Source organism: Streptomyces sp. NPDC052016, assembly GCF_044548445.1.
GTDB lineage: Bacteria > Actinomycetota > Actinomycetes > Streptomycetales > Streptomycetaceae > Streptomyces.
Window position 1 is genome coordinate 301,484 of sequence record NZ_JBIUBX010000004.1, and the last position, 19,146, is coordinate 320,629.

The following is a 19,146-nucleotide window of genomic DNA, read 5'->3' on the forward strand; positions in this document are numbered from 1 at the left end:
AGGCTCCTACCCCGGAACACGACGCTCACCCATGCGGCGACACATCCGTTTCGGCTCCGGGGTTACAGCGGTCATGCGGCGGCCGCTGGGCCGAAGATCGCTCCCTCACTGGCGCGGGTACTGCACCTGGACGACGACCAGCGCGTCTACCTGTACGAACTCGCGGCCAGGGAGACTACCGCCCGCCCAGTCGCCGGTAAATCGACCTGTCCGCGCCGATGCTGGAGCGCGCCCGCCGTGACGCAGTCGCGAAAGGTCTCGACAACGCCGAATTCGAGCGCAGGGCGGCGCACAAGTGCATCCGGTCCCCGACCGTGGGTTCGATGGCCTCATCAGCCGTGGCGGTGTCATGTGGGTGAGCGCACGAAGACGGGCCAAGGCCTCGCAGGTCGCGAACTGCGCCGCCATGACGGGGCGATCTGGTCCCGTCGATCGGCGTCGTCCATCACGATCACCGGTCGGGCGGCCTGCGCATCACCCTGGCGCCCGGCGCCCACCGACTGTCATGAAGCACGCCACCCACTCCAGCGCACGACGTCGACGACAACCACGGGGCCTGCGGGAGGCCGCCCGGTGTACTGCCCGTACTTTGCCGTCAGCAGCGCGATGCAGCGTGCGGCCTCGGGAGACCGGTCCGCCCCCGGCAGCACACGCGCCTCCCCGTCCGCGCGGACCCACCACAACCGGTCCCAGTCCTCCTCGTAATGGTCGGCGAGCAGGCTGACCGCCGGGTCGGCCTCGATGTTGGTCAGGCGCCTGAGTCGCGCCGTGCCCTTCGGCTTGTGGTCCACGGCCGTCATCACCGTGTCGCCGTCCAGAGTGAACACGACAGGGACCAGATGCGGGCGGCCTGCCGGGCCGACCGTGGCGAGACGGGCCACCCGGGCCGCCGCGAACCACTCCCGCGCCTCGGTGCTCGTCAGGGCGGGCATCGCACCCCGTCTCAGCGGAACCCGGACGCGACCCCGGCCAGCCGGTCCAGGTACGACGCGGTCTCCGACTCCGGCACCGTCGGCAGGTTGAACAGCACCCGTTCGACTCCGAGCCGGATGTAGCCCTCGACCAGCCCGGGGTCGTCCGGGACGGCGTACACCGTCACGGGCACGTCACGGCCCGCTCTCGTCCTCAACCGTTCGATCTGCGGGCCGAGTTGTTCCGGGGAGACGTTGGTGGCGAGCCAGGCGTCGCCGATCTCGGCTACCCGGCGGAACGCACCCTCGCCGCCGCCAACGTAGATCGGAGGATGGGGGCGCTGCACGGGCTTGGGCCAGGCGTAGACGGGGTCGAAGTCCACGAACTCGCCGTGGAACTCGGCCTTCTCGGCGGTCCACAGCTCCCGCATGGCCAGCAGCCGCTCATCGGTGAGGCGGCCGCGGGTGGCGGGGTCGGCACCGTGGTTCATCATCTCCTCACGGTTCCAGCCGACGCCCACGCCGAAGATCACACGCCCCTCCGACACCAGGTCGAGCGAGGCCACTTCCTTCGCCGTGGTGATCGGGTCGCGCTGCGGGACGAGCGCGATGCCGGTGGCCAGCCGCAGGCTCCGGGTGACCGCGGCGATCGCCGACAGGGCGACGAAGGGATCCAGCGTGCGGTAGTACACGTCCGGCAGCTCGCCGCCGCCGGGGTAGGGGGTTCGGCGGGACACGGGGATGTGGGAGTGCTCGGCGATGAACAACGACTCGAACGCGCGCTCCTCGAGTGCCGTTCCCAGCGAGGCCGGGCGGATTCCCTGATCGGTGATGAAGGTCGAGACTCCGAATTGCACAACCGCTCCTCGGGGTGGAGTACGGGAGTGGGCGGGTCCCCGCCCGCGGCAGGCGTTCGGGCGGCCCGGTCAGGACATCGAGCGTGGTCCATTCTCCTAGGAGCGGGGAAGTGGCGCACGCTTCGGAACGAAGCGCGGCACGGGCGGTGAGTCGGTGGTGCCTGGGTAGCGGCAGGGGCAGGGTCGACGTGCTGCCTCGACGGAGCCGGTGACTCCCGTTGCCGGGGGCCGGTGGGGGAGGGGCCGCAGGCGCAGGTCCCGGCCCCGGGAAGCCGTCATACGCGCCCGGCGAGCAGAGGGGCGCGGCAGGCCCCGACGGCGTGCCGCGCCCCGTCCCCCGCTCCCGCGGCCTGCCGACGTGCGCAACAGCGCACACGACGGTGGCGCCTGGGCGGAGAGGCGTACCTGAATCGGGGGCCCCACCCGCTGGCGGCTCGGCGAGGACAACAATGTCCAGCGGCCTCGCCGTGACCCCGCCACCGACGATCCCGCCACACGCCCTGGACAAGCACCGCACCCGGACCACCTCCACCAGCCGCCTGGACTCGATGCCCGACCACGTGAGCACCAGGCCCGGTGTGCCCGACAGCGTCGCGGAGGACAGCCTCCTCGGAATCTGCCGGCGCGCAGATGATCGTGACCACCAGTCGCTGACAGATCGGATACCCACAGCTGCGTCGGCAGACCCGTCTATTCCGCGGTCCGGCCGACGGGGCGCACGGCCACTGCATCGATCTCGAAGAGCATCCCAGGCAGGCCGAGCGCGGCCACCCCGCTCAGTGTCGCCGCGGGCAGCCGGTCCCCGAATGCCGCGTGCATCGCCTTGCTGAGGATCTCCAGTTTGGCGAGGTCGTGGTCGACGACGTACAAGCCGAGCTGGACCACGTGCTCGAAGCCGAGCCCGGCTCCTTCGAGAGCGCGCCGCAGGTTGGCGAGCGACAGGTCGACCTGGGCGGCGAAGCCGCCGGGCACCAGAGCTCCGGTCTCCGTGTCGGAGGCGTACTGTCCCCCGATGAAGGCGAGTTCGCCGGAGGCGGAGACGACGTGGCTGTAGCCCATCGGGATGGGGTTGTGCAGCGTGGCCGGGTTGGTGATGGTGCGCTGGTCGGTAGTCATGTGCGCGTGTCCTTTCCATGGGTCGCGGTCGGCCAGGGTGAGGCGGCGCAGGCACGGGGCGTTCGGGTCTCCAGGAGGCAGTGGGCGCCGGCGCCGGTGCCGTCACCGCCGCTGACCTCGTCCTCACCCGTGAGAATGCGCTACACCGCGAGTGGCTCATTCTGAACGGGCGCGGCGTCGACCGGCAGGACTGGTGGACGCGCAGGTATCAGGAGCGGTGCATTCGACCAGGCTGTCCCAGGGTCCGAGATCACCCCAGCCGTGCGGCCGTCCTGCGGCTCTCAGCGCCTCGCAACCCGTGCGTTGTCCACCCGTCGCCCGTCGTAAACGCTGCGGTAAGCGGCACCAGTAGCCGGCGATGGTCGCTGAGCGTCAGCGAGGCAGTCACAGCAGATCATGACAACCTGCCTCTCAGGGGAGGAAACCCATCTGTGCATCTTAGTCTCCGTGCCTGCCGAGGCGCATTGGCTCTGGCTCCGTACGGGAGTCGTACAGGCGGGTCCGCTGCAGCGCGTGCGCGATCAGCGTCCGAGGGGTTCGTCACGCACGAGCCGGCCCCCTGTAGGCCCGGTCGGCGACGGTAGGGCCGCCTTGGCGTTCAGGGATCCGGGTGATGCGGTGGGTGCGGGCCGCCGTCAGGTCGTGGGCACGGCCGGGTAGCGCGAGCGAGATCCACAGCAGCCGCCCTGCCGGGTCGGTCACCACCTGCACGTTTGCTCCGTGCCGGCGGTGTTCGTGGGAACAGTCGGCCGGGCCGTCGCCGGCCCGGTCACACTCGGCCGGGGTGTCATCCAGCAGGACGAAGTAGGGACCGGCTTCCCGCAGGCGCGCCGCGCAGACCCGGTGCGCGGTCAGCCGGCAGGCTGATCACGATGGCCGTGTAGGCGTGGGCGATGCCCGACGGAGATATCGAAGCCGGCCGCGATCTGCGCGAGTGTGTCGTGCCGGCGCAGCGAAGGTGCGTGACGGGCTCGGCCCGGCGACCCGCTCCCCGGTCGCGACCCAGGCCGCCCTCATGGACGAGGGGTGGGTGGGTGCGCCGCCATCCGCCATTCGTTGCGCCGCAGTTTGAGGGGCGGGCGGACACGGTAGGGAAAGCTCCACCGCTCACACGCAAGGGACACCCCGTGGATCTGAAGCTCGAAGTCCTCGTACTGCCTGTCTCCGACACGGACCGGGCCAAGGCCTTCTACGACAAGTTGGGCTTCCGCCTGGACCTCGACACGGGTGCGAGCACCGACTTCCGGTGCGTGCACTTCACCCCGCCCGGCTCCGGGTGCTCGATCATGTTCGGCGAAGGGATGACCGCCGCCGAGCCCGGTTCGATGCAGGGCCTGTACCTCATCGTCTCCGACATCAACGCGGCCCGCGCCGATCTCGCCGACCGGGGCATCGACATCAGCGACGTCTTCCACGACGCGAACGGCGTGCTGTTCCACGGCCACGAGGGCGGAGACGTCACTCACAGCTTGCCGGGCCAGGAGCGGCTGGCGGGCCGGCACCCGGAGGGCAACACCTACTCCTCCTTCGCTTCCTTCGCCGATCCGGACGGCAACGGATGGGTTCTGCAGGAGATCACGGAGCGGTTCCCCGGCCGCTGACGGCGTCACCGGCGAGGAGCCGTACGGGAGGATGAGGTTGCTGGGTGCCACCGGTATGGTCGGCAGCCGTATCGCCGCCGAGGCCGTTGCCCGGGGTCACCAGGTGACCTGCGTCAGCCGGTTCGGCGAGGCCGGGTGTGCCGACCGCCGCGGACGCGGCGGACACGCGCCGCATCGCGGCCCTCGCCGCTGGGCACGACGCCGTCGCGTCCGCGCTGTACCGACGCGACGGCCGCGACCGGAGGGAGGCCTTCCTCGCCCTGAACCGCGCCGTGGTCGATGCTGTACGGGGAGCAGGTGGTTCCGGGAGAGCCGACCGGTGTGCTCGGACCGTCCTGTCCGTCCTCCTCTGTTGCGGCGGATCGCAGTCGGGAGGATCGTGGGATACGCGCTCGGACGGAGTGGCGGTCGGTCCTTTTCGTCCCTGCCCGCCGGATGCCGGCCCCCGCTCCGAGGAAGGGCCGCACCATGACGCACCTCGGTCTGCCGGAAACGATCGGTACGTGCCTTTTCGACCTGGACGGTGTCATCACCAAGACCGCCGCGGTGCATGAGGCCGCCTGGCGGGAGACATTCGACACCTTCCTGCGCCGACGGCACGGAGCCGACTTCAGGCCGTTCGACATCCACGACTACAACGAATACGTGGACGGCAGACCGCGCGCCGACGGCGTGCGGAGCTTCCTCGCCTCCCGCGGTATCGAGATCCCGGAGGGCCTCCCCGGCGACAGCGCGCAGGAGGACACGGTCCACGGCCTGGGACGCCGCAAGAACGAACTGCTGTTGGAGAAGATCCGTAATGAGGGCGTAGAGCCGTATCCCACCACCCTGCGCTACATCCACGAGGCGAGGCGGCTCGGACTGAAGACCGGTGTGGTGTCCTCCAGCGCCAACTGCCGCGAGGTTCTGCGATCGATACGCGCGGAGGACCTGTTCGACGTCCGCATCGACGGGCTCGTCGCCGAGGAACGGGGACTGCCCGGAAAACCGCACCCCGACATGTTCCTGGCCGCCGCCCACGACCTCGGCTCCACGGCCTCGGCCTCGGCCGTCTTCGAGGACGCGCTCTCCGGGATCGACGCCGCCCGAGCGGGCCGCTTCGGCTTCATCATCGGCGTCGACCGGGCGGGTCAGGGGGACGCCATGCGCGCCCACGGCGCCGACGTCGTCGTGCGGGACATCTCAGAACTGGTGGATTCGGAATGATCACAGAGTCCTGCTTCTCCGTGGACCGCTGGAGTCTGAAGGAGACACCACTCAGACTGGAACTGCTGCCGCAGAGCGAATCGGTGTTCGCGCTGTCCAACGGTCACCTCGGCTGGCGAGGCAACCTCGACGAGGGCGAGCCGCACGGGATACCCGGCTCGTACCTCAACGGGTTCTACGAGGCGCACCCCCTGCCGTACGCGGAAGGAGGATACGGCTATCCGGAATCCGGTCAGACGGCGATCAACGTCACGAACGGCAAGGTGCTCCGGCTGCTGGTCGGTGACGAGCCCTTCGACCTGCGCTACGGCAGGCTCCACAGCCACGAGCGCACACTGGACCTGCGTGCCGGTCTGCTGCGCCGCCACTGCGAATGGACTTCGCCCGCAGGTTCCACCGTGCGCGTGCACTCCACCCGGCTGGTCTCCTTCACTCAGCGTGCGATCGCGGCCGTCGCCTACGAGGTCGAGGCCGTCGACGCCCCCGTGCGCGTCGTCGTCCAGTCGGAACTCATCGCCAACGAACAGTTGCCGGCGGTCTCGGGTGATCCCCGCGCAGCCGCGAGCCTGAAGTCGCCGCTCGAGCCCGAGGAGAACCGCGCGTCGGGAAACCGGCTGCTGCTGGTGCACTCCACTCGCCGGAGCAAGCTCCGGATAGCGACGGCGGCCGACCACACCGTCGACGGACCCCCCGGGACACGAACCAGCAGCGAGAGCACCGCGGACGTCGCACGCCTGACCGTCACGGCGCAGCTGGCGGTGGGCGAGAAACTGCGGATCGAGAAGATGGTCGCCTACGGCTGGTCGAGCATGCGGTCGCTTCCGGCAGTGCGGGACCAGGTCGAAGCGGCGCTCGCGGCGGCGAGCAGCACGCGCTGGGAGGGCCTGGTGGAGGAACAGCGGGCCTACCTGGAGCATTTCTGGGCACGGTCCGACGTCGAGGTCGACGGCGACGACGAACTCCAGCAGGCCGTTCGCTTCGCCCTGTTCCATGTGTTGCAGGCCGGTGCGCGTGCCGAGCAGCGCGCCATCCCCGGCAAAGGGCTCACGGGCACGGGGTACGACGGTCATACCTTCTGGGACACCGAGGCCTTCGTGCTGCCGCTGCTCACGTACACCTCGCCCGGCGCCGTCGTCGAAGCGCTGCGCTGGCGGCAGAGCACGCTGCCCGCAGCGCGTGACCGCGCACGCCAACTCGGACTCCGCGGGGCCGCGTTTCCCTGGAGGACCATCGACGGCTCGGAATGCAGCGCCTACTGGCCGGCCGGTACCGCGGCCTTCCATATCAACGCCGACATCGCCGACTCGGTCATACGTTATGTCTCCGCGACCGGCGACGAGGACTTCGCCCGCAACAGCGGTGTGGAACTGCTCGTGGAGACCGCCCGGCTCTGGATGTCGTTGGGCCATCACGACCACCGCGGCGCATTCCATATCGACGGCGTCACCGGACCGGACGAGTACAGCGCGATCGTCAACGACAACACTTACACCAACCTCATGGCGGCGAGGAACCTTCGCGGGGCCGCCCACGCTGTTGACCGCTACCCCGACGAAGCGGCGGCCCTGGGCGCGGACGACCGGGAGGCCACGTCGTGGCGTACCGCCGCGGACTCGATGCACATCCCCTACAACGAGGACCTGGGGGTGCACGAACAGCACGCCGGGTCCACCGACCGCCAGCCGTGGGACTTCGCCGCCACCCGCCCCGACCAGTACCCCTTGATGCTCAACTTCCCCTACTTCGACATCTACCGGAAACAGGTGGTCAAGCAGGCGGACCTCGTACTGGCCATGTACACGTGCGGCGACTGTTTCGACGCGGAGCACAAGGCGCGCAACTTCGCGTACTACGAGTCCTTCACCGTGCGCGACTCCTCTCTGTCGGCCTGCTGCCAGGCGGTCATCGCAGCGGAGGTGGGTCAGCAACGCATGGCTTACGAGTACGCCGTCGAAGCGGCGTTCATAGACCTCAACGACCTCCACATGAACACCCGGGACGGGCTGCACATCGCCTCGCTGGCCGGCACGTGGATGGCTCTGGTCGGCGGTTTCGGAGGCATGCGGCACAACGAGGACACCCTGATGTTCGTACCCAGGCTGCCCGAAAAACTCAGCCGCCTGGCATTCCACATATACATCTGGGGCCGCTGCCTCCGGGTGGAGATCACGGAGGGGGACGCCACCTACGTCATGCTCGCAGGAGAGCCGATGTCGATCTGCCACCACGGCGACGTGGTCATGCTCGTGACCGGCTCGCCCACGCGGTGCCCCATACCCGACACACCTGCCCAACCGTCGCCGAAACGGCCGCCGAACTGCTGGCCCGGGCAGGGCAGCCCCCGACGGGAGTGACGGCGGCGAAGAGGTGCCCGCCGACCGCGGCGCGCATGGTCGATGCCCTGCAGATCGAAGCGCCCACGGAGCGGGCGGTGAGAGACTCGGCCGGCCGCTCGAGTCGCTGCCGAACAGCAGAACTCAGGCCGCCTCAACCCGCCGACCGTCGTGCTTCGTCACTGGGGAAGCGCGGCTGATAGCTGCGGGACACCTCGTGCACCTTGCGGAGGCCGAGGAACCCGAGGACGACCGCGGTCAGGATGACCGTGGCGGCGGCGACCAGGGTCCGCAGGGTGTCCCCGGCGCCGGCGGCCTCGCAGGCCACCGCGGCCAGCACGCCGGTGACGACGGAGTTGGTGACGCCGATGACCACGGGTGAGCCGGACAGCCAGTGCGTCACCCCGATCCGGCGCCGGAAGCTGTAGGTCGTCCAGATCCCCGGTGGGTCGTCGTGGTGGCTCGCGATGAAGTACGGCTCGATTTCCGGTGCGAGCTCTACGTAAGCGTGCCGCAGCCGGTTCATGCCGATGATCAGCCAGGTGTCCTCGATGTCCGCCTCGATCAGCCGGAAGTACGTCCCGAACCCGACGAGCAGGACGACCGGCAGCACCAGCAACGCGAACGTCGTGAACCCGGCCCCGAAACGGGTTGCGTTGGCCACCAGCGAGAGCGCCACCACCGAGGCTGACAGCACCGTCAGATACGTCCCGGTCCGGCTGAAGATCTCTTGCCACGTCATGCTCCGCGTCGCCAGCAAACTCCAGTGCTCGGCCGCCAGAAACTGCGCATGCGGCATTCCGGTGTCAACACCCCTGAGCTCTCTCATCCCCCGAGTCTGACCTCAGTCGTCGACGAGTTCGAAAAGGCCCGCCGGTCGTGTTTGAAGTGAGTTCGACGATGAGCTCGCCCCTTGGGGGCCGGACCGCGCCGCCCTGGACGCGTCGTCACCGGCCCACGGACTCGGCAGTGCAGCCGGTGCCGTGCGTGTGCCGGTTGTCGTGCCGGGGGAGCGCCGTTACTCATGCCATCCGGCGAAGAAACGAGCGAGGGAGGATGCGAGCGGTTCCGGAGCCTCTTCGGCCACGTGGTGCCCGGCGTCGATGCCGTGGCCGCGTACGTCCGCAGCCCACTGCCGCCAGATCTTCACCGGGTCCCCGTACAGATCCTCGAGGTCGTCTCGGAGCGACCAGAGGATCAGTGCCGGGCACCGGATCTGTGTCCCGGCGACGCGGTCGTCCTCCTCGTGCCGCCGGTCGATGGTGAGGCCGGCCCGGTAGTCCTCCAGCATCGCCCGCACCACGTCAGGGTTTCTCGTGGCCGAGCGCCACTCGTCGTAATTCTCTGGCCCCATCTTCTGGGGATCGCCGCGGTACCAGCTGTCCGGATCGGCGTTGATGACCCGCTCGGGGATGTCCGGCTGGGCGAAGAAGAACCAGTGCCACCACTGCGTGGCGAACTCGGTCGTGATGCGGGACAGGTGCTCGGTGAGGGGCAGACAGTCGATCAGCGCCACCCGCGAGACCGCGTCGGGATGATCGAGCGCAAGACGCAGCGCGACACTGCCTCCGCGGTCGTGCCCGGCGAGCGCGAACCGGGCATGGCCGAGGGAGCGCATCACCTCGACCACGTCACCGGCGACGGCCCGCTTGGAGTATCCCGCGTGGTCCGCGGTAGGCGCCGGGCCGGTGGATCGGCCGTACCCCCGCAGATCGGGACAGACCACGGTGAAACCGCGTCGGACGAGGAGCGGGGCGACGCGATGCCAGGTCGCAGACGTCCGGGGGTGGCCGTGCAGCAGCACCACCGGCGGCCCTTCTCCGCCGTAGCGAACGAAGACCGATGCTTCGTCGACCTCCACCCGCCTGGTCTCAAAGCCCTCGAACAAGGCCCGAACCTCCCGCCCTCGTTGATGCACCGTCCACGGCACCTGTCGGCCCGGGACAACTCCTCACTCGCCCATGAGGACCACCGGGCCGGCAAGCTGCGCAAGCCGGCCCTCTCGCCGGCGAGTGCTGAACCGACACAGCTCTCCTCTTGCCCCCGCGGGCGCCGTGGACACAATTTCCGCATGTGCCAGCGGTGCTGTGTCGGGGTCGGTGTCGGCGGGGGAGAGGTCGGGACGGGCGCGGTGCGGGCGTGCGGGGCGGCGCCACCGTGCCGGAGGCGTCGCGGGCGACGTCGACGCCCGCTTCCACCACCAGCTCGAGCTCCAGCCTTGACGCGGTCCGGCCGCATGCCGCGCGCCGGGGTCTGCCGGGAACGATGACACCGTCCCCGGCAGACCCCGGCCGTCGCTGTCAGGCGGTGTGCAGCCTCAGACCGTAGCGGGCGAGGATCTCGTTGACCGGCTGGAACCATGTCTCACCGCCGGTGGAGCAGTTGCCCCACCCACCCGAGGTCACGCCCTGCGCCTGGTCCCCGCTGATGAACGAGCCACCGGAGTCACCGCCCTCGGCGCAGACGCTTGTCTTCGTCATCTGGTGCACCGCGCCCTGGCTGTAGTTGACCGTCTCGTTCTTCGCCAGGACGGTGCCGCAGCGCCAGTGGGTCGTGGAGCCGGAGCGGCAGATCGACGAGCCCACGGGTGCCTCCGCCGAGCCGCGCACCAGACGGTCCGGGGTCGCTCCCCAGCCGAGGACCACCGGCACGGTCCACCAGCCGCTGTGGATGCTGACGTAGGCGTAGTCGTCGCCGGGGAACGACGAGCCCTGGAAGGTCCCCATGGCGGAGCCGTCCCAGCCGCGCACGGCCGCTCCGGCCCGCCCGCAGTGGCCGGCGGTGACGAAGCCGCCGTGTACGGAGAACCCGATCGAGCAGCGGACGTTGCCGGTGTAGTACGGGTCTCCGCCGACCGTCCCCGCAGCGTAGGTGCGCGGCGCCTCGGCCGTCTGCTCGACGGTGACGGGGCCGCTGCGGCGGGCCCGCTCGACGAACGCCTGGACGGCGGGGGCGGTCCGCTCGGCGCGCACGACCGTGACCACGACCGCGTTGGCCTCGGGGTCGACGTGCCAGCCGGCGACACCGGCCGGGGCGGGGAGCTTGTCCAGCTGTGACCTGGCCCTGTCCAGGACCTCGGCGCTGTGCCGCACGAGGCGGGTGTCGGCGCCCAGTGCGCGCACCTCGGGTGCTTTGGAGCGGTCGGTGAGGGCGACGACGAGTTGCCCCGTGGCGGGCTCGAACCACGAGCCGCCGTAGGCGTGTCCGGCGGTGGTGCGGGCCGCCTTCTCGATGTCCGCGGCGGCCCGTTCGGCGCGCAGCCGCTTCTCGGCCTGCGGCGCGGTCAGGCCGAGGTCCCGCTGCATGGCGTCGAGCAGTCCGGGCGAGACGGAGGCGGTGGCCTCGGTGCGGGTGGTCGAGGGGGCGGCGTTCGCGGCGCCGGCGTGGGCGGTGCCGAGCCCGGCGGCGAGCAGCAGGGCCGCTGCCGCAGTGCGCAGCGTGGCGGTGCGTTTCACGGGGCCTCCTGGTGGGGGTCAAAGGCGTGAGAGCGCTCTCAGGGCGCCGTCCGAAGGCTAGAGCCATTTACTTGGCAGGTCCATACCAAGAACTGGCCGTCCGTCGTCCGTCTTCTGGTGGGGCCGCTCACACAGCTACGGCAGACCGGCTTTCAGCGGTAAGTGACGACCCGTCGGGGCTTGTCGCGTGAATGCGTATATCTCGCCTGCGGCAACGCGGTCGGCGTCGTCCCTGCTGACCTCGGGGTGGCTCGGTGAGCAAGGCGTGGACCCAGTGATCGGGATCGGCTCCGAGCGGATGCACGAGGGCCAGGCCGCATGGACCCTCACCGCCGACGGCGGACCTTTTGCCCGAGCCGAAGGGCCCCTGGAGACGATCCTCTCGACGTGTCTTTCTCGCTCGCCCGGCGGTGGTGAGGGGCCGCCGGTCCGTGTGTGTGACGGCCCGTCGGGGATGGCGTGCTGGTTGTCAAGATCGCCGTTGCAACGCCGGGTCCAGGTCGCAGGTTCCTGATGTCGACATGCCGTCCGTGCCTATCAGTCGTACGGTGGTCCGGCCGTCGGCGTCGTGGCTGTAGGCGATCGTGCAGATCAGCTGGCGCAGTGCGGTCCGGTTCAGTCCGTCCAGCGCGATGGGCAGGTCGGTCGTGACTTCATCGCTGCCGGGTGAGACCTCCACCTGGAGTGCTCCGGCCGGCGGAGCGGGGGGAAGGGACGTGGTGAGCCCCGCTTCGCGGTCCAGTTCGGCGGGGCCGGAGAGCAGCGCGAGGATCACCTTTTCCGTCGGCACGGGTACGGCCTGGCCGTCGACCATGCCTCCTTCGGGACCGTACTCGATCATCGACGCGGTGGACCGGATCACCGGAGTGATCCCGCCTTCGCGGGAGTGGAAGAAGAGCAGCATTTCGTAGTCGCGGTCGACGGGCGCCTGGACGGACGCGGGACCGCCCGCCTCGATGACGGCGGTTTCCTGGATGCCGCAGCCGCCGATCAGCAGCATTCCCGACGCGACGGCGACCGCGCCGGTAAGCCGGCACGTCCGCGTACGTCTCATCCGTCGGCCTCCTGCGGGTGGAGCGGGATTTCGACGGTGAAGACGGCGCCGCCGCCGGGGAGGTTCCCGGCGCGGACGGTTCCGCCGTGCAGCCGCACGTTCTCCAGGGTGATCGCGAGCCCCAGGCCGCTGCCCGCCGACCGGGTGCGTGCCGCGTCGGCTTTGTAGAACCGGTCGAAGATGTGCGGAAGCACGTCGGGCCGGATGCCGGGTCCGCTGTCGGCGACTTCGGTGACCAGCACGGGCGGGCCGAAGGGGCGTGCTTCGCTGCGCAGGCTGACGGTGACGGGTGCGCCGCCGTGCCGCAGGGCGTTGCCGACGAGGTTGGCGATCACGATGTCGAAGCGGCGCGGATCGAGCCGGGCGCGGATGCCGGGAGGCAGGTCGGTGCGGACGCGGTCGTCGCCCCAGTGCCGGTTGTGCAGTGTCTTGCCGATGGTCTGCGCGACGTCGACCTCGTCGGTGTTGAGTTCGGCCGCGCGGGCGTCGAAGCGGGAGATCTCCATCAGGTCCTCGACGAGCACGGCGAGTTTGCCGGTCTCGGCGCTGACCAGGCGGACCGCCCGGGCGGTGTCGGGGTCCAGCCGGTCGGCGTCCTCGTCGAGGACCTCGGTGACGGCGAGCATTCCGGCGAGCGGGGTGCGCAGCTCGTGGGAGACATCGGAGGCGAAGCGGCGTGCGCGTGCTTCGGCCTCGCGCAAATCGCGCACGGAGGTCTCCAGTCGGGCCGCGGACTCGTTGAAGGTGCGGGCGAGGTCGGCCAGTTCGTCGCTGCCGCGGACCGTGATCCGGGTGTCGAGTTGGCCGTTGCCCATGCTCTGCGCGGCCTTGCGCAGGTCCCGCACCGGGCGCAGCACGCTGCGGGCGGCGATCAGGCCGGGGATCAGCGCGATGGCGAGACCGGGCAGGGCACCGTCGCGGGCGGCCATGAGGAGCGCGTCGACGTTCACCTGTTCGTCGGTCATCCGCATCACGGCGTAGAGGATGAGCCCGCTGGGCAGCAGGCCCTCGGGGCCGGTTCTGAAGACGGTGGGCATGGCGATGGTCAGGTAGGGCACGCCGTCCTTGACGACCCGTTCGAAGCTGCCGTGGGGATTGGCCAGCGCGGCGCGGCGCAGGTCGCGGGTGATGACGGTGGAGACGGGGTTCTCGCCGGAGGAGGCGCGGACCGAGCCGTACTCCGCGAACACCACCCAGGGGTGCGGCTTCGCTCTGCGGGCGATGTAACGCAGGGTTTCCTGCAGTCCTTCCCTCTGCACGGGCAGGACCCAGCTGGTCTGCTGGACCTGGTCGCGGAACGAGGAGACCGCGGTGTCCTGGGCCGTCTTCAGCAGCGCGTTGCGGGCCTCGCGGTAGGTCAGCGCGGAGGTGGTGCCCGCGCTGACGGCGGCGACCAGCAGGAAGGCGAACACCAGCCGGGTGCGCAGCCCGAACGCCCTGGCCCGCGCGCGCCCTGCGGGAGCGTGCGCGGGCGTCGTACCGTCGTCGGCCGTGCGGCGGCGGACGGTGCGTGCGCCGAGAAGCCGCCGCGCGAGGCCGGCGCCGGGGGTCACAGCGGTCCGAAGCGGTAACCGAAGCCCCGCAGCGTCTGGATGTAGCGGGGGCTGCCCGCCTCGTCCTCGATCTTGCCGCGCAGTCGTGCGACGCAGGCGTCGACCAGTCGTGCGTCGGCGTGGAAGCTGTGCTCCCACACGTGCTCCAGCAGCTGCTGTCTGCTGAACACCTGCTCGGGAGCGGCGGACAGATGCAGCAGCAGCTTGAGTTCCGAGGGGGCGAGCGCTAGGCGCCTGCCGGACTTGGTGACATTCAGTCCGGCCCGGTCGATGGCCAGGTCGCCGTAGACCTCGACGGCCGTGCGGCCCTGGCCGGTGTTGTCGATGCGGCGCAGCACGGCGCAGATGCGGGCCTCGATCACCTCGGTCCGGGCGGGTTTGACGATGTAGTCGTCGGCACCGGCCTCCAGACCGATCACCACGTCGAAGTCGTCGCCCCGGGCGGTGAGCATGATGATCGGCAGCTGGCTCCGCTCGCGGACCCGTCGGCACACCTGCACGCCGTTCATGCCGGGCAGCATCAGGTCCAGCAGCATCAGATCGGGCCGGAATTCGGCCAGTGCGGCGAGACCGGCCTCGCCGGTCGCGGCCACCCGTACCTCGTGTCCACGGCGGCGCAGACCGAGTTCGACTCCTTCGCGTACGGAAGGGTCGTCCTCGATGAGGAGCACGCGGGGCATGAGCAGTTCTCCCTCGGTGGTGGTCAGGACCGGGTCAGTCTCCGGCGCAGGCCGAAGAGCAGGGCGTCGAGTTCGGTGAGCCGCAGCGGGCGGGCGAGCACGGCGAAGGTGAGCACGACGACGGCGGCACCGGCGGTTGCGGCGGCGAGGGCTCCCGCCCGTGCGGCGCCCAGCGCGGCGAGGTGGCCCAGCACGGTGGCGGGTACGGCGGCGACGAGGAGCCGGGCGTGCGTGGCCACGGCGGTCGAGCGCAGCGGACGGGCGACGGCGAGACGGCGGCCGAGTACCCGGGCGGTCACCGCCCAGCCCGCGCACAGCGCCACCGAGTACGCCGCCGCCATGCCGGTCACGGCCCAGCGCGCGGGCAGCAGGTGGGCGGCTGCCACGGACAGTCCCGCGTTGACGGCGACGATCACCAGGTTGAGCAGGAACGGGGTGCGCGTGTCGGAGAGCGCGTAGAAGGTGCGCGACAGCACGTACTGGCCCGACATGGCGAGGAGTCCGGGCGCGAAGGCCATCAGGATCCCGGCCATGGCCGCGGTGTCGCCGGTGCTGGTTCTGCCGTACCCGAAGACGAGGGCCATCACCGGCTGGGCGAGGGCGAGCAGCATGCACGCGGCGGGTACGACGGCGGACGCGGAGGTGCGCAGGGCCTGGGAGACGTCGCGCCGCAGCGCGCCGGTGTCCCCGTCGGCGGCGGCCGCGCTCATCCGGGGCATCAGGGCGGTCACCAGGGACACCGTGATGATGCCGTGCGGTACGGCCCACAGGACGTAGGCGTTGTTGTACGCGCTGTATCCCGGGCCGCCTTCGAGGCCCGCGGTCGTGGCCAGCCGGGTCGTGACCCAGTAGGCGGCCTGGTTGGCCAGCACCAGCAGCACCAGCCAGAAGGCCGACCGCAACGGGCGGGTCAGTCCGCTGCCGCGCCAGTCGAAGCGGGGCCGCCAGCGGAACCGGGCCGCGCGCAGCGCGGGGAGGAGGGCGAGGGTCTGGACGGCGATCCCGGCGGTCGTCCCCCAGCCGAGCAGGGCCGTTTCGGTCGGGCTGAGCGTGTCCCCGCCGCCCGTGGCGAAGGCCAGATACAGGCCGAACACGGTTATGACGACGAGGTTGTTGAGAACCGGCGCCCACATCATCGCGCCGAACCGGCCGCGTGCGTTGAGGACCTGACCGAGCAGGGTGAACAGCCCGAGGAAGAAGATCTGCGGCAGGCAGTAACGGGCGAACGCGGTCGTCATCGAGGCCTGTTGGCCGCTGTAGTCGGTGTACGCGTCGACGATCGCGGGAGCCGCCCACACCGCGATCGCGGTGATCGCCAGCAGGGCGGCCACACAGACCGTGACGAGCCGGTCGGTGTACGCGACGCCGCCGTCCACGTGCTCCTTGGCCGCCTTGACCAGCTCGGGGACGAAGACGGCGTTGAGCGCGCCGCCGAGGAGGAGCATGTAGACGATGGTGGGCAGCGAGTTGCCGACCGCGTAGCCGTCGGCGGTCGACCCGATGGTGCCGAGCGCCGCCGCGACCACGGCGGAGCGGGCGAAACCGGTGCCCCGGGAGACGACCGACCCGGCGGCCATGACGGCACTGCTGCGTGCCGTGGACGCCGCCTTCGCACCGGCGCCGCCGTCGCCGGCCCGTTCGTCGTCCGGCCGGGACGCGGTGCTGCCCGTACCGGTCCCCGTCGTGGCGCTCACCGGCGGTTCAGGTACGCCTGGAAGGCGCGGTAGAGCGTCTGGTTGGTGGTGCCGCCCAACGGTGTCTCCCATTCCCCCAACGTCTCGACGACCTGTCCGCCGGTGCCGAGCTTCCACCGCAGCAGTCCGTACGCACGTTCGCCGGGGTCGAGAGTGGAGGGTACCCCGCGCATGTCGTAGACGTCAGCGCCCAGGGCGTGGGCGTCCAGCAGCATCCGCCACTGCAGGGCGTTGGAGGGCCGTACCTCGCGGCGGTGGTCGGCCGAGGCGCCCGTCTGGTACCAGACCCGGCGCCCCACCGTGATCATCGTGTGGGCCGCGAGGATCTCACCGCGGTGACGGGCGAGATACAGCTTCATCCGGCCCGGCTCCTCGGCGTTGAGCGCCGCGTACTGACGCTCGTAGTAGGCGAGGGAGCGGCCGAGCCGGAAGCCGTCGCGCCGCTCGGTGATGCCCAGCAGCCGGTAGAACTCGGGGAGTTCGGCGGCGCTGCCCACGACGACCTCCACGCCTTCCTTCCGGGCGCGCCGGATGTTGCGCCGCCACTCCTGGTTGAGTCCCGACCACACATCGTCGGGGGTGCGTCCGGCGAGCGGTATCCGGAAGACGTGGCGGGGCTGGGCGTCCCCGTCGTCCGCGGACCCGTCACCGCCGCAGCGGCGCCACCCCCGCGCGCGCAGCCGCTCGGCGACGGCGGTGCCGAGCGGGTCGACCTCGCTGGCGAGCACGTCGCCCAGCCGGCGGCCCGGTCCGGTGAGCGGCTTCAGCGTGGAGGCGTCCCAGCGCCGGTACGCGGGCGAGGGGCCCATGCGTACGGCGAACGCGCCCGCGCCGCGCAGGTGGTCGAGCAGCGGCGTGAGCCAGGCGTCGACGTCGGGATCCGCCCAGTCGGCCACGGGTCCCTCGGGAAGGTAGGCGAAGTACTTGCGTGTGCCGGGGAACTGACGCAGCAGCACCAGCGCCACGCCGCTCAGCGCACCCGGTCCCGGATCCGTTCCCCAGCCGAGCAGTTGGGCGCGCCAGCCCTCCTTGACGTCGGCCCAGGAGGGGCACTGCAGGAAGCCGGGGCGGAGGGCCCGGCCGGCGGGTGACGCCAGGAAGGCGCGGTAGGCCTCGGGCGTGACGGGCCCGAGGAACACCGGTCCCTGCCCCGCTCGGGGGGCGCGGCCGGGCGGTACGAGCAGTGCTGACACGGTCTGAGCCTCACCTTCTCCCCGGCTGGTCACGGGGACGCTGAGGATGCTCACAGCGGCCCGTGACCGCTCCACGCGGCGAATGTGACGGGACCATGACCGTTCCTCACCAACCGCCGTCACATTGCTCCGTAGCGGCTGACCTGGCCTTTTCCGGCTCTACAGTCACGATGGTCCGCTTGTCACCGCGGAGTCGTCCGTTCCGGAGGTCCCCTTGCACCGCACACGTGTGTTCGCCCATGCCCCGATACGGGCCGCCGTCGCGGCGGCCCTGCTGGCGCCGCTCGCCGCCTGCTCGTCGAGTTCGCCGCCGGCCGCTTCGGACGCGTCGCGCACCGAGAAGTCCGACGACCGGCCCGTCACGGTCACCGTCACGCCCCAGGGGCGGCGGGCCGCGCCGGGCCGGCCGGTGACGGTCACCGCCTCTCACGGCCGTCTCACCTCGGTGACGGTCACCGACACCGACGGCCGCCGGCTGCCAGGCAAGGTCGCGGCCGACGGCGGGAAGTGGGTCTCGAACCGCAAGGCCGCACCCGGCACGGCGTACACGGTCACCGTCGCGACCCGGACCGAGGGCGGCAGCGCCGCCACCACGAAGGCCTCTTTCACCACGGCCGAGGCGGACAGGGTCAACAAGGTCGACTGGCGTCCGGGCACCGGCACCACCGTCGGCGTGGCCCAGCCGATCTCCCTGGTCTTCGACCACCCGGTCAACAACCGCGCCGAGGTCGAGAAGCAGCTCCACGTCACCACCTCGGACGGCACCGAGGGCTCCTGGGGCTGGATACGCGACTGGTCGGGCAAGGACCGGGCCGACTGGCGTCCGAAGTCCTACTGGAAGCCCGGGACGAAGGTGACACTCAACGCCGCACTGAACGGCACCGACTCCGGCCCCGACGGCGGCTGGTTCGTGCGCGACTACACGACGACCTTCACCGTCGGCGCCCACCAGATCGTCAAGGTCGACCTCGACCGCCACCGGCTCACGCTGGTACGCGACGGCAGGACCGTCCGGAGCATCCCGGTCTCCGGCGGCACACCCGGCGGCGACAAGCGCTCCTGGCGCGGAACAGCCGTGCTCATGGCCAAGGAGGGCACGATCAACATGAACTCCGAGACGGTCGGCCTCGGCGACGCCTACGACAAGATGGTCGACTACTCGATGCGGCTGACCTGGTCGGGCATGTACGCGCACGCGGCCCCGTGGAACGCCCCCCACTTCGGCAACGCCAACCGTAGTTCGGGCTGCATAGGCATGAGCGAAGCGGACGCGGCCTGGTTCTACGGGCAGGTACGACCGGGCGACCCGTTCGAGATCACGGGCAAGGACACCAAGGGCGTGGTCGACCCGGGGAACGGCTTCGGCGCGTGGAACGTGCCGTGGACCGCCTGGCGGCAGAAGAGTGCGCTGCGGTGAGGACGGCGACGCCTGCCGACCGGGGGCGTGGCCAGGAGGCCGAGTGCCGCTGAGCGGCCGGACCGAGCAGTGACGA

General features: G+C 70.8%; 15 protein-coding genes and 1 pseudogene. 4 read left to right on the forward strand and 12 right to left on the reverse strand.

All coding sequences use genetic code 11. From position 1 onward, the window contains the following. Nucleotides 1-503 precede the first annotated feature (503 nt). The 4 genes and pseudogenes from ACIHAR_RS07910 to ACIHAR_RS07925 form a co-directional block, all read right to left on the reverse strand. Complete coding sequence (locus tag ACIHAR_RS07910; protein WP_365452952.1) at nucleotides 504-932, reverse strand: TIGR03668 family PPOX class F420-dependent oxidoreductase; 429 nt, start codon at nucleotides 930-932, stop codon at nucleotides 504-506. 11 nt (nucleotides 933-943) lie between these two features. After that, a complete protein-coding gene (locus tag ACIHAR_RS07915) occupies nucleotides 944-1,768 on the reverse strand; it encodes an LLM class F420-dependent oxidoreductase (RefSeq protein ID WP_400017820.1) in 825 nt (274 codons plus the stop codon). Nucleotides 1,769-2,458: 690 nt separating this feature from the next. Beyond that, nucleotides 2,459-2,884, reverse strand: a complete 426-nt coding sequence (locus ACIHAR_RS07920; RefSeq protein ID WP_400017823.1) for a RidA family protein — start codon at nucleotides 2,882-2,884, stop codon at nucleotides 2,459-2,461. Nucleotides 2,885-3,439: 555 nt separating this feature from the next. Then, a pseudogene (locus tag ACIHAR_RS07925) lies at nucleotides 3,440-3,837 on the reverse strand (transposase family protein); the annotation flags it as partial. A 174-nt stretch (nucleotides 3,838-4,011) separates the two neighbouring features. Between ACIHAR_RS07925 and ACIHAR_RS07930 the strand changes: the two are divergent. The 3 genes from ACIHAR_RS07930 to ACIHAR_RS07940 all read left to right on the forward strand — a co-directional run bounded on the left by ACIHAR_RS07930 (nucleotide 4,012) and on the right by ACIHAR_RS07940 (nucleotide 8,045). Then, nucleotides 4,012-4,485: a VOC family protein gene (locus tag ACIHAR_RS07930; RefSeq protein ID WP_365452943.1), complete on the forward strand. Its 474-nt coding sequence runs from the start codon at nucleotides 4,012-4,014 to the stop codon at nucleotides 4,483-4,485. A gap of 468 nt (nucleotides 4,486-4,953) precedes the next feature. Further along, nucleotides 4,954-5,691 (forward strand): beta-phosphoglucomutase family hydrolase, encoded by a 738-nt coding sequence (locus ACIHAR_RS07935; RefSeq protein WP_365452940.1) that lies wholly within the window; start codon nucleotides 4,954-4,956, stop codon nucleotides 5,689-5,691. Further along, nucleotides 5,688-8,045, forward strand: coding sequence for a glycoside hydrolase family 65 protein (locus ACIHAR_RS07940; RefSeq protein WP_400017826.1), 2,358 nt, complete (start codon nucleotides 5,688-5,690; stop codon nucleotides 8,043-8,045). The genes ACIHAR_RS07935 and ACIHAR_RS07940 overlap by 4 nt, the downstream gene beginning before the upstream one ends. A 133-nt stretch (nucleotides 8,046-8,178) precedes the next feature. Here ACIHAR_RS07940 and ACIHAR_RS07945 read toward each other — a convergent pair whose 3' ends face one another. The 8 genes from ACIHAR_RS07945 to ACIHAR_RS07980 form a co-directional block, all read right to left on the reverse strand. Beyond that, complete coding sequence (locus ACIHAR_RS07945; RefSeq protein WP_365452934.1) at nucleotides 8,179-8,766, reverse strand: hypothetical protein; 588 nt, start codon at nucleotides 8,764-8,766, stop codon at nucleotides 8,179-8,181. Between the two features lie 276 nt (nucleotides 8,767-9,042). Then, the gene (locus tag ACIHAR_RS07950; RefSeq protein ID WP_400017829.1) at nucleotides 9,043-9,912 is read right to left on the reverse strand and encodes an alpha/beta fold hydrolase; all 870 of its coding nucleotides are present in this window, start codon (nucleotides 9,910-9,912) and stop codon (nucleotides 9,043-9,045) included. Nucleotides 9,913-10,324: 412 nt separating this feature from the next. Next, nucleotides 10,325-11,479 (reverse strand): S1 family peptidase, encoded by a 1,155-nt coding sequence (locus ACIHAR_RS07955; protein ID WP_400017830.1) that lies wholly within the window; start codon nucleotides 11,477-11,479, stop codon nucleotides 10,325-10,327. Nucleotides 11,480-11,948: 469 nt separating this feature from the next. Then, complete coding sequence (locus tag ACIHAR_RS07960; protein ID WP_400017832.1) at nucleotides 11,949-12,533, reverse strand: hypothetical protein; 585 nt, start codon at nucleotides 12,531-12,533, stop codon at nucleotides 11,949-11,951. After that, nucleotides 12,530-13,960, reverse strand: a complete 1,431-nt coding sequence (locus ACIHAR_RS07965) for an ATP-binding protein (RefSeq protein WP_400017890.1) — start codon at nucleotides 13,958-13,960, stop codon at nucleotides 12,530-12,532. Before ACIHAR_RS07965 ends, ACIHAR_RS07960 begins: the two co-directional genes overlap by 4 nt. Before the next feature lie 122 nt (nucleotides 13,961-14,082). Further along, entirely contained in the window at nucleotides 14,083-14,766 is a 684-nt protein-coding gene (locus ACIHAR_RS07970) for a response regulator (RefSeq protein ID WP_400017834.1), read from the reverse strand. A gap of 23 nt (nucleotides 14,767-14,789) precedes the next feature. Beyond that, nucleotides 14,790-16,532 carry a murein biosynthesis integral membrane protein MurJ gene (murJ, locus tag ACIHAR_RS07975; RefSeq protein WP_365452919.1) on the reverse strand — a complete coding sequence of 581 codons (1,743 nt, stop codon included), beginning with the start codon at nucleotides 16,530-16,532 and terminating at the stop codon, nucleotides 14,790-14,792. Beyond that, entirely contained in the window at nucleotides 16,457-17,653 is a 1,197-nt protein-coding gene (locus ACIHAR_RS07980) for a lipid II:glycine glycyltransferase FemX (RefSeq protein ID WP_400017837.1), read from the reverse strand. Before ACIHAR_RS07980 ends, murJ begins: the two co-directional genes overlap by 76 nt. A gap of 214 nt (nucleotides 17,654-17,867) precedes the next feature. Between ACIHAR_RS07980 and ACIHAR_RS07985 the strand changes: the two genes are divergently transcribed. Further along, nucleotides 17,868-19,070: an Ig-like domain-containing protein gene (locus ACIHAR_RS07985; protein ID WP_400017839.1), complete on the forward strand. Its 1,203-nt coding sequence runs from the start codon at nucleotides 17,868-17,870 to the stop codon at nucleotides 19,068-19,070. The last annotated feature ends 76 nt before the right edge of the window (nucleotides 19,071-19,146 follow it).